The sequence below is a fragment of the Pseudomonas sp. BN607 genome, from assembly GCF_029871175.1.
Taxonomy (GTDB): Bacteria; Pseudomonadota; Gammaproteobacteria; order Pseudomonadales; family Pseudomonadaceae; genus Aquipseudomonas.
Window position 1 is genome coordinate 1 of record NZ_SSOE01000050.1, and the last position, 5996, is coordinate 5996.

Annotated in this window: 1 protein-coding gene; it reads left to right on the top strand. The window is 67.0% G+C overall.

All coding sequences use genetic code 11. The features are described 5' to 3' along the window. On the top strand, positions 1–5996 hold a 5996-nt coding region (locus E8E68_RS11790), incomplete at both ends, for a non-ribosomal peptide synthetase (protein WP_280341560.1).

The window sequence follows — 5996 nt, forward strand, 5'->3', positions numbered from 1 at the left end:
TGTTCGGCGACCAGCGCATGAGCTACCGGGCGTTGAGCGAGCTGTCCAGCCAGTGGGCGCACAAGCTGATCGAACAGGGTGTCGGCCCGGAAAGCCTGGTGGGTATCGCCGCCGAGCGTTCGCTGGAAATGGTCGTTGGCCTATTGGCGATCCTTAAAGCCGGCGCCGCCTATGTACCGCTGGACCCGGACTACCCTGCCGAGCGGCTGGCCTACATGTTCGAAGACAGCGGCATCGAGCTGCTGCTGACCCAGGCGCACTTGCGCGAGCAGCTGCCGGCGTTTGCCGGGCAGGTGCTGCTGCTGGACCAGCCCGGCGAGCTGGGCGGTTACGCGCGGCAGGTGCCGGCGTGCCGGCTGCACCCGGAGAACCTGGCCTACGTCATCTACACCTCCGGCTCGACCGGGCGGCCGAAAGGCGCCGGCAACCGCCACCTGGCGCTGTACAACCGGCTGGCGTGGATGCAGCAGGCGTATGCGCTGGACAGTGCGGACACGGTGTTGCAGAAGACCCCGTTCAGCTTCGACGTGTCGGTGTGGGAATTCTTCTGGCCACTGATGACCGGTGCACGGCTGGCCCTGGCGGCGCCGGGTGAGCATCGCGAGCCGGAGCGGCTGATCGACACCATCGAGCGCCACCAGGTCACCACCTTGCACTTCGTGCCGTCGATGCTGCAGGTGTTCGTCCGCGAGCCGGGCTTGCAGCGCTGCCACAGCGTGCGGCAGGTGATCTGCAGCGGCGAGGCGCTGGCGGTGGACACCCAGCAGCAGGTGTTCAGCCACCTGCCCGGTGCCCGGCTGCACAACCTGTACGGGCCGACCGAGGCAGCGATCGACGTCACCCACTGGACCTGTGTCGACGAGGGGCGTGACAGCGTGCCGATCGGCCAGCCGATCGCCAACCTGTACACGCACATCCTTGGCCCGGCGTTCGAAGCCCTGCCGCAGGTGGCCATGGGCGAGCTGATGCTCGGTGGCCAGGGCCTGGCGCGTGGTTACCATCGTCGCCCGTCGCTGACGGCCGAGCGTTTCGTGCCCGACCCGTTCGGCAGCCACGGCCAGCGGCTGTACCGCACCGGGGATTTGGCGCGCTACCGCGACAGCGGGGTGATCGAGTACTGCGGGCGCATCGACCATCAGGTGAAGGTGCGCGGGCTGCGTATCGAACTGGGTGAAATCGAGGCACGGGTGCTGGAGCACCCGCAGGTGCGCGAGGCGGTGGTGCTGGCCCAGGACAGCGGCCATGGCCAGCAGCTGGTGGCCTACGTACTGGCCGAAGAGCAGGGCATGGCAGTGGACGCCGCCGAACTGCGTGACAGCCTTCGCGAACAGCTCAAGGGCAGCCTGCCGGACTACATGGTGCCGACGCACATCCTGCAGGTGCAGGCCTGGCCGGTGACGGCCAACGGCAAGCTCGACCGCAAGGCGTTGCCCAAGCCCGACAACAGCGCCCTGCAGCAGGCCTACAGTGCACCGCAAGGTCCGCTGGAACAGCAGATCGCGGCGATCTGGCAGGACCTGCTCAAGCTGGAGCGGGTCGGCCGCAGCGACAACTTCTTCACCCTCGGTGGCGACTCGATCGTCTCGATCCAGGTGGTCAGCCGCGCCCGCCAGGCGGGCATCCGCTTCACCACCAAGGACCTGTTCCAGCACCAGACGGTACAAGACCTGGCCGCAGTCGCCCAGGTGGGGTGTGCGGCACAGGCCGACCAGCGCCCATTGCAAGGGCCAACCCCGATGCTGGCGGTGCAGCATGCCTTCTTCGACACAGCCATTGCCGAACGCCAGCAGTGGAACCAGTCGGTGCTGTTCCGCCCGCTGCAAGTGCTTGATGCACAGGCACTGGAGCAGGCGCTGCAGGCTCTGGTCACGCACCACGACAGCCTGCGCCTGAGCTTCGTCGAGATTGATGGGCAGTGGCAGGCCAGCTACCGGCCTGCCGGGCCGGTACAGCCACCTTTGCTATGGTGCGCGACACTGGCCGATGCCGGTGAGCTGCAGGCATTGGGCAACGAGGCCCAGCGTAGCCTCAACCTGGCCGATGGGCCGATGCTGCGCGCGGTGCTGGCAACCTTGGCGGACGGCAGTCAGCGCCTGTTGCTGGCGATCCATCATCTGGTCGTCGATGGGGTGTCCTGGCGTATTCTGCTGGAGGACTTGCACCGGGCCTACCAACAATGTGCGGCCGGGCAGGCGCCACAGTTGCCCGCCAAGACCAGTGGCTTCAGGGCCTGGGCCGAACAGCTGCAGGCCTACGCCGGCAGCGACACATTGCAGGCCGAACTGGGCTATTGGCAGGCGCAGTTGAGCCCTGCCAGCGGCAGCCTGCCGCAGGACAACAGCGCTGGCGCCCTGAGCAACCGGTACGCCCACACGGTCTACAGCCACCTGGACGGGGCGCTGACCCGACAGCTGTTGCAGCAGGCCCCGGCCGCTTACCGCACCCAGGTCAACGACCTGCTGCTGACTGCGCTTGCGCGGGTAATCTGCCGCTGGAGCGGCGAACCCTCGACCCTGATCGAGCTGGAAGGGCACGGGCGCGAAGCGCTGTTCGACAACCTCGACCTGGGCCGCACGGTCGGCTGGTTCACCAGCCTGTTCCCACTGCGGCTGAGCCCGGCGGCAACGCTGGATGGGTCGATCAAGCAGGTCAAGGAACAGCTGCGCGCCGTGCCCGAAAAGGGCATTGGTTATGGTGTGCTGCGCTACCTGGCAGACGCTGCCAGCCGTGAGTGCCTGCGTGCCTTGCCGGTGCCGCGCATCACCTTCAACTATCTGGGCCAGTTGGATGGCCACCTGGCGACCGATGAGCAGGCGCTGCTGGTGCCCTGCGCAGACCCCAAAGGCGATGAGCAAAGCCTGGACGCACCATTGGGTAACTGGCTGACGCTCAATGGCCAGGTCTATGCCGGTGAGCTGAGCCTGGGCTGGACCTTCAGCAGCGACATGTTCGAAGTCGCCACCGTACAGCGCCTGGCCGATGAATACAGCCACGAGCTGCGCGCCCTGGTCGAACACTGCTGCCAGCGCGAACACGCCGGTATGACCCCGTCGGACTTTCCGCTGGCCGGCCTGACCCAGGCCCAGCTCGACAGCCTGCCGCTGCCGCCAGCGATGGTCGAAGACATCTTCCCGCTTTCACCCATGCAGCAAGGCATGATGTTCCATACGCTGCTGCAGCAGGGCGGGGATTACATCAACCAGCTGCGGGTCGATGTGACTGGCGTGGATCCCGAGCGCTTCCGTGCTGCCTGGCAAGCGGCAGTCGACTGCCATGACCTGCTGCGTGGCAGCTTCATCTGGGGTGAGCTGGCCAGCCCGTTGCAGATCATTCAGCGCGAGGCGCAATTGCCGTTCGCGGTGCATGACTGGCGTGGCCGTGACGACCTTGCCGATGCGCTGGAGGCGTTCGCTGCTGCAGACTGCGCGGCCGGCTTCGACCTGGGCAAGCCGCCGCTGTTGCGCCTGACCCTGATTCGCCTCGACGCGCAGCGTTATCACCTGATCTACACCAGCCACCACATCCTGATGGACGGCTGGAGCAATACCCGGCTGCTGGGCGAGGTGCTGCAGCGGTACCACGGCAGCGTGCCGGAGCAAGGGCCGGGGCGCTTCCGTGACTACATTGCCTGGTTGCAGCGCCAGGATGGCGCAGCCCGCCAGGCGTTCTGGACCCGCCAGTTGCAAGACCTGGATGCACCCACTTTGCTGGCCAGGGCCACGGACTGGGCAGCCGGTAGTGAAGGGCAGGGGCAGGTCGAGCGGGTACAGCAACTGGATGCCCGGCAGACCGCCCGCCTGGACGCTTTTGCCCGTGAGCGCAGGGTCACCGTCAATACCGTGGTGCAAGCGGCCTGGCTGCTGGTGCTGCAGCGCTATACCGGCCAGGCCTGCGTCGCCTTTGGCGCGACCACGGCTGGGCGGCCGGCCGAACTCAAGGGCATCGAGCAGCAGATCGGCCTGTTCATCAATACCTTGCCGGTCATTGCCAGCCCACGCCCGGAGCAAGCGCTGGGTGACTGGCTGGACACCGTGCAGGCGCTGAACATCGCCCTGCGTGAGTACGATCACACGCCATTGTTCGATATCCAGCGCTGGGCCGGGCAGGGCGGCGAAGCGCTGTTCGACAGCATCCTGGTGTTCGAGAACTACCCGGTGTCCGAAGCGCTGCAGGCCGATACCACCAGCAGCCTGGTGTTTGGTGAGGTGGCGAACCACGAACAGACCAACTACCCGCTGACGCTGGTGGTTAACCTGGGTACGCACCTGTCGCTGCAGTTGAAAGCCGATCGGGCACGGTTCAGTGCCCGGTTGGCCGAGCAACTTGGCGAGCACCTGTTGCAGGTGTTGCAGCAGATGCTTGAGAGCAGCGCCGAAACGGCGTTGGGCGAGTTGCCGATGCTGAGCCCGCAGCAGACGCAAGCGGTGCTGCACGACCTTAACGACACCGCCACCGACTACCCCGGCGATTGGCGCGTGCACCAGCTGTTCGAGGCGCAGGCGCGTCGCCAGCCGGACGCCACGGCACTGCTGTTCGGCGACCAGCGCATGAGCTACCGGGCGTTGAGCGAGCTGTCCAGCCAGTGGGCGCACAAGCTGATCGAACAGGGTGTCGGCCCGGAAAGCCTGGTGGGTATCGCCGCCGAGCGTTCGCTGGAAATGGTCGTTGGCCTATTGGCGATCCTTAAAGCCGGCGCCGCCTATGTACCGCTGGACCCGGACTACCCTGCCGAGCGGCTGGCCTACATGTTCGAAGACAGCGGCATCGAGCTGCTGCTGACCCAGGCGCACTTGCGCGAGCAGCTGCCGGCGTTTGCCGGGCAGGTGCTGCTGCTGGACCAGCCCGGCGAGCTGGGCGGTTACGCGCGGCAGGTGCCGGCGTGCCGGCTGCACCCGGAGAACCTGGCCTACGTCATCTACACCTCCGGCTCGACCGGGCGGCCGAAAGGCGCCGGCAACCGCCACCTGGCGCTGTACAACCGGCTGGCGTGGATGCAGCAGGCGTATGCGCTGGACAGTGCGGACACGGTGTTGCAGAAGACCCCGTTCAGCTTCGACGTGTCGGTGTGGGAATTCTTCTGGCCACTGATGACCGGTGCACGGCTGGCCCTGGCGGCGCCGGGTGAGCATCGCGAGCCGGAGCGGCTGATCGACACCATCGAGCGCCACCAGGTCACCACCTTGCACTTCGTGCCGTCGATGCTGCAGGTGTTCGTCCGCGAGCCGGGCTTGCAGCGCTGCCACAGCGTGCGGCAGGTGATCTGCAGCGGCGAGGCGCTGGCGGTGGACACCCAGCAGCAGGTGTTCAGCCACCTGCCCGGTGCCCGGCTGCACAACCTGTACGGGCCGACCGAGGCAGCGATCGACGTCACCCACTGGACCTGTGTCGACGAGGGGCGTGACAGCGTGCCGATCGGCCAGCCGATCGCCAACCTGTACACGCACATCCTTGGCCCGGCGTTCGAAGCCCTGCCGCAGGTGGCCATGGGCGAGCTGATGCTCGGTGGCCAGGGCCTGGCGCGTGGTTACCATCGTCGCCCGTCGCTGACGGCCGAGCGTTTCGTGCCCGACCCGTTCGGCAGCCACGGCCAGCGGCTGTACCGCACCGGGGATTTGGCGCGCTACCGCGACAGCGGGGTGATCGAGTACTGCGGGCGCATCGACCATCAGGTGAAGGTGCGCGGGCTGCGTATCGAACTGGGTGAAATCGAGGCACGGGTGCTGGAGCACCCGCAGGTGCGCGAGGCGGTGGTGCTGGCCCAGGACAGCGGCCATGGCCAGCAGCTGGTGGCCTACGTACTGGCCGAAGAGCAGGGCATGGCAGTGGACGCCGCCGAACTGCGTGACAGCCTTCGCGAACAGCTCAAGGGCAGCCTGCCGGACTACATGGTGCCGACGCACATCCTGCAGGTGCAGGCCTGGCCGGTGACGGCCAACGGCAAGCTCGACCGCAAGGCGTTGCCCAAGCCCGACAACAGCGCCCTGCAGCAGGCCTAC